This window comes from Micromonospora sp. M42, assembly GCF_000568915.1.
Classification (GTDB): Bacteria; Actinomycetota; Actinomycetes; order Mycobacteriales; family Micromonosporaceae; genus Micromonospora; species Micromonospora chalcea.
The window spans coordinates 2997748-3002322 of record NZ_KK037233.1; the positions used below are offsets into that span (position 1 = coordinate 2997748).

Below are 4575 nucleotides of genomic sequence, written 5' to 3' on the forward strand. Positions count from 1 at the left end.
CTGCGCAGCGGCGTCTTCTCCGCGGGCGTGCGGGTGGACGTGCCGTGACCCGGCGACGGGCGGCGGTCGTACCCTGGGGTGCGTGACCGCCGCCCTCGCCCCCGCGCTCGACGTCGCCGACTGGCAGGCGCGCCGGGCCGCCCACGAGCAGCGGGTGGACGCCTGGCTGACGCCGCATCTCGGCCGCCGCCGGGCGGGCGTGAAGCATCCGGTGGAGGACTTCCTCTTCACCTACTACTCGCACCGGCCGGCCCAGCTGCGCCGCTGGCACCCGGGCGCAGGCGTGACGCTGCGCGACGCCGACCCGGCCGGTTTCGGCCCGGACTACACCGCCTGCGCCGCCGGGCTCACCCTCGACACCGATCGGGTACGCGCGCGGCGCGCCGAGTCGATCGCCTGGATCCGTACGCTGCTGGCGGCGACCGCCGGACGCCCGGCGCAGTTCGGCTGCTTCGGCATGCACGAGTGGGCGATGGTCTACCGGCAGACGCAGGAGCAGGTACGGCACAACTCCTGGCCGCTGCGGCTGAGCCCGGCGGCGACGGCGGCGGTGGTCGAGGAGCGCGGCGTGCGGTGCAGCCACTTCGACGCGTTCCGGTTCTTCACCGCGCCGGCCCGCCCGCTGAACGTGCTCCAGCCGACCCGGGACAGCCAGCACGCGCTGGAGCAGCCGGGTTGCCTGCACGCCAACATGGATCTCTACAAGTGGGCGTACAAGCTGTCGCCGCTGGTCTGCTCGGAACTCGTGGCGGACTGCTTCGAGCTGGCCCGGGAGATCCGGACGCTGGACATGCGTGCCAGCCCGTACGACCTGGCCGCCCTGGGCTACCCGCCGGTGCCGGTGGAGACGCCGGAGGGCCGGGCCGAGTACGCCGCCGCGCAGCGCGGGTTCGCCGAGCGTGCCGCCGGGTTGCGCGCCCGGCTGCTGGCCGCGCTGGACCGGGCGGTGCCGGCCGACCACCGCTGAGCGGGGCCGGCCGGCACGCGACGGTCAGCTCGGCGCGCAGGTCAGCGCCGGGCTCGGCGCGGTTCCCTCGGCCAGGAACCCGAACGTGGTCTGGGCGGCCGGGGCCAGCGCGCCGTTCCAGCTCGCGTTCCGGGCGGTCACAGTGGTTCCGCTCTGCGTCACGTCGGCGCTCCACGCCTGGCTGACCCGCTGTCCGCCGGCGAGCGGGAAGCGCACGGTCCAGCCGGCGATCGGCGCGACGCCGTCGTTGCGCACTGTCACCTCCCCCTGGAAGCCGCCCGGCCACTGACCGGCGAGGCGCCAGGTGGCGGTGCAGCCGCCGGGCGCCGACGTCGGGCTCGCGGTGGGCGACGGGCTGGTCGTCGGTGACGGGCTGAGCGTGGGCGACGGCGTGGGGCTGACGGTCGGGGACGTGGTCGGGCCGGGCGTGGCGCGGCCGAGCGCGGCGACCAGCGCCGGGTACCACCTGTCGGACATCTTCTGGTCCCCGGCCGCGTTCGGGTGCACCCCGTCGTAGGTGTCGGTGGCGGTGCTGAACCCGGTCCACTGGTCGACCACCACGATCGGGGAGGCGGCCGTGGTCTTCCCGGCCGCCCAGCCGTCGATGAGCGAGTTGAGCGCCACGGTCCGCTGGCCGCACTCCGGGCAGCTCGCCGGGTTCATCGGGATGATCTTCGCGACCAGCACGGTCGTGGCCGGGTTGGCGGCCCGCATCTGGTCCACCAGCTTCGAGTACGCGGCGAGGATCGTGGCGGGCGCGATGTTGCTCCACACGTCGTTGGTGCCGAAGTGCATGAGCACGACGTCCGGGCGGGTGGCGGCGAGCCAGCCGGGCAGCAGGTTCTGGTTGGCCACGTTCGTCGCGAGGTAGCCGCCGTGGCCCTCGTTGTCGCCGTCGTAGGGCACGCCGCAGCCCTGCGGCCCGAGCGTGCCGACGAAGTCGACGTCGGTGTGGCCGGTGGACTGGAGGCGGTTCCAGAGCAGGGCGCGCCAGCAGCCGGGCGACCCGGTGATGGAGTCGCCCAGTGGCATGACGCGGACCGGCGTGGCCGCCGCGGCGGCCGGGGGTGTGGTGGCGGTGAGGGCGAGGCCGAGAGCGAGGACCGGTAGCAGCGCGGCGAGCGCGGTCAGCGCGGCGCGTACGGGGTTTCGGGACATGCGGAAGGGACTCCTGTCACTGTGACGTGGTGGTCGGTGACGGCCCTGAAGCTCCCGTACGCATTGAAGCGCTTCGACGCCTCCGGCTCAACCCTCCGGGTGCCCCCGGTGCCGGTTCCACTCCGGAGCGAGGATCGACATGACAGTGGCGTCCACCCAGCCGTCGCCGTCGCGCAGCACCTGCCGCAGCGTCCCCTCGGCGACGAAGCCCACCTTCTCGTAGGCGCGCCGGGCACGCGGGTTGAACGCGAACACCTCCAGGCCGATGCGGTGCAGGCCGAGCTGCTCGAAGCCGTACCCGACGATCAGCCGCACCGCCTCGGTGCCGAGGCCGCGGTCGCGGCCGCCGGGACCGATCAGCGTGCGGAAGTTGCAGCTCGCGTTGGCCCGGTCCCACTCGTTGAGGACCACCTCGCCGACGCAGGCGCCGCTCGCCCGGTCCACCACCGCGAGGTCGAGCCGGTCGTCCTGGCTGTTGCGGGTGCCGTACCAGGCGCGCAACCGGGCCGGTTCGAACGTCTCGCCAGCCGGGCTGCCGGTCAGCCGGACCACCTCCGGGTCGGCCAGGATCTCCGCGAGCGCCGGCAGGTCGTCGTCGTGGAACGGGCGCAGCGCCACACGCTCGCCGGTGAGCGTGGGCTTGACGGAGAAGTCGATCACGGGGCGGAATTCTCCGGTCGGCGCGCCGGGCGGTTCAACCGTTTTTCGGTCAGTCGCCGTCCACCCGGCGGTCGCGTTTGCGCTGGGACTGGCGCTTCTTCTCGGCCAGCCGGCGCTCCTTGGCGCCACGGGAGGGGCGGGTCGGGCGGCGCGCCTTCGGCGGCGGGGCGACGGCCTCGCGCAGCAGCGCCGCCATCCGTTCCCGGGCCGCTTCCCGGTTGGCCAGTTGCGCGCGGTGCTCACTGGCGGTCACGGTCAGCACGCCGTCGACCAGGCGTCCGGCGAGCCGGGTCAGCGCCCGTTCCCGCAGCGTCTCCGGCACGCTCGGCGAGCGGCCCAGGTCGAAGCTCAGTTCCACCCGCGAATCGGTGGTGTTCACCCCCTGGCCGCCGGGCCCGGACGACCGGGAGAACCGTTCCCGCAGCTCGACTGCGGGCACCACGAGCCGGTCGGTCACCCGCAGTCCGTCGTCCACTCCCCGAGGCTAGCGCCCGGCGCGGTGACTCGGGGTGGGGGTCGCGCTCGGGGTGGGACCGGCCCGTTCCTCGCCGCCGCCGGAGGCCGCGTACGCGGCCGCGCCGACCAGCAGCAGGGCGATCACCGCGAGCTTGACGACCACGCCGCGAATCGCGAGCCAGGCGTTGCGGCGGGCGCCCGGCACGCTGGTCCGGATCGTCTGGTAGTCCGTCCAGCCGCGTTTCGCACGCGCGTAGGACGCGCCGACACCGGCGCCGATGATCAGGCCCATCACGAGGAGGGCCGCAATGACAGCTTGCTCCACCTCCGCCAGTATCCATACTCAGCGTAATATTTCTATGCCCCAATGATCCCACGCCGGATATCCGACAGTTCGCACCGATCTTGCAGTGCTTGTGCAGGTCAGCGCCGCGCGAAGCGCCGAGGCGACCCGCGCGGGAGACCGCGCCCGGTGACTCAGCCGCCCCGGCCGATGATGGTGTCGGCGGTCTGCTGGACCTGGTCGATCGGGATGGCGAAGCCGATGCCGATCGACCCGTTGCCGTCGATGGTGGCGATGGCGGTGTTCACGCCGACCACCTCACCGCGCGCGTTCACCAGCGGCCCGCCCGAGTTGCCCGGGTTGATGGAGGCGTCGGTCTGCACCGCCGTGTGCCGGCCGTTGCCGATCCGCACCTGCCGGTTGAGCGCGCTGACGATACCGGCGGTGACGGTCCCGGCGAGCCCGAGCGGCGACCCGACCGCGAGCACCGGCTCCCCCACCCGGGTCGAGTTCGCCTTGGCCAGCGGCAGCGGCGGCAGCCCGGCGGACGCGGGCACCTTGAGCACGGCCAGGTCGCTGGCGGGTTCCCGGCCCACCACCTCGGCCGGGAAGCGACGCCCGTCCGAGGTCTCCACAGTCACCGCGCCCGAGCCGCCGCGGGCCAGGATGTGGTCGTTTGTGACGATGTGCTGCTCGTTGTCGATGGCGAATCCGGAGCCGGACGCGGACGCGCCGGATCGGCCCCCGACCATCACCGAGACCACGCCGGGCACCGTCTTGCCGGCGGCGGTGACCAGTTCCGCGGGCACCGGCGCGGCGGATGCCGCGCTCGGTCCCGGCGAGCCCTGGTCGGCCGCCCAGGTGCCGGCCACCGCGCCGGAGACGGTGGAGAGCGCCACCACCGCCGCCACGCTCAGCAGCCGGTGCCGCAGGCTGCGCCGCCCGGCCTCCGGCCCGCCCCCGGGTACGTCCCGGTGGCCGCGCCCGTCCGGGTCCAGCTCCGGCGAGACGAACCACGGTCCGCGGTGCTTCGCCGAGTCCGGTCTGCACT

Annotated in this window: 5 protein-coding genes and 1 pseudogene; 1 reads left to right on the forward strand and 5 read right to left on the reverse strand. The window is 74.1% G+C overall.

Annotated elements, in window-relative coordinates:
• Positions 1–82: 82 nt before the first annotated feature.
• The gene (locus MCBG_RS13505) at positions 83–967 is read left to right on the forward strand and encodes a hypothetical protein (RefSeq protein WP_043325971.1); all 885 of its coding nucleotides are present in this window, start codon (positions 83–85) and stop codon (positions 965–967) included.
• A gap of 24 nt (positions 968–991) precedes the next feature.
• On the opposite strand, the gene MCBG_RS13510 is transcribed toward MCBG_RS13505, so the two are convergent.
• The 5 genes and pseudogenes from MCBG_RS13510 to MCBG_RS13530 form a co-directional block, all read right to left on the reverse strand.
• Complete coding sequence (locus MCBG_RS13510) at positions 992–2125, reverse strand: cellulose binding domain-containing protein (RefSeq protein ID WP_043325973.1); 1134 nt, start codon at positions 2123–2125, stop codon at positions 992–994.
• Positions 2126–2212: 87 nt separating this feature from the next.
• On the reverse strand, positions 2213–2785 hold the full coding sequence (locus MCBG_RS13515) for a GNAT family N-acetyltransferase (RefSeq protein WP_043325974.1): 573 nt from the start codon (positions 2783–2785) through the stop codon (positions 2213–2215).
• A 49-nt stretch (positions 2786–2834) separates the two neighbouring features.
• Positions 2835–3260: an alternative ribosome rescue aminoacyl-tRNA hydrolase ArfB gene (gene arfB / locus MCBG_RS13520; protein ID WP_043325975.1), complete on the reverse strand. Its 426-nt coding sequence runs from the start codon at positions 3258–3260 to the stop codon at positions 2835–2837.
• A 9-nt stretch (positions 3261–3269) separates the two neighbouring features.
• Positions 3270–3566 carry a hypothetical protein gene (locus MCBG_RS13525; RefSeq protein ID WP_043325976.1) on the reverse strand — a complete coding sequence of 99 codons (297 nt, stop codon included), beginning with the start codon at positions 3564–3566 and terminating at the stop codon, positions 3270–3272.
• A 152-nt stretch (positions 3567–3718) separates the two neighbouring features.
• A pseudogene (locus MCBG_RS13530) lies at positions 3719–4574 on the reverse strand (S1C family serine protease).
• Position 4575 lies beyond the last annotated feature (1 nt).

Coding starts and splice junctions, on each gene's coding strand:
- MCBG_RS13510 (WP_043325973.1), bottom strand. CDS start 2,125: ATGTCCCGAAACCCCGTACGCGCCGCGCTGACCGCGCTCGCCGCGCTG.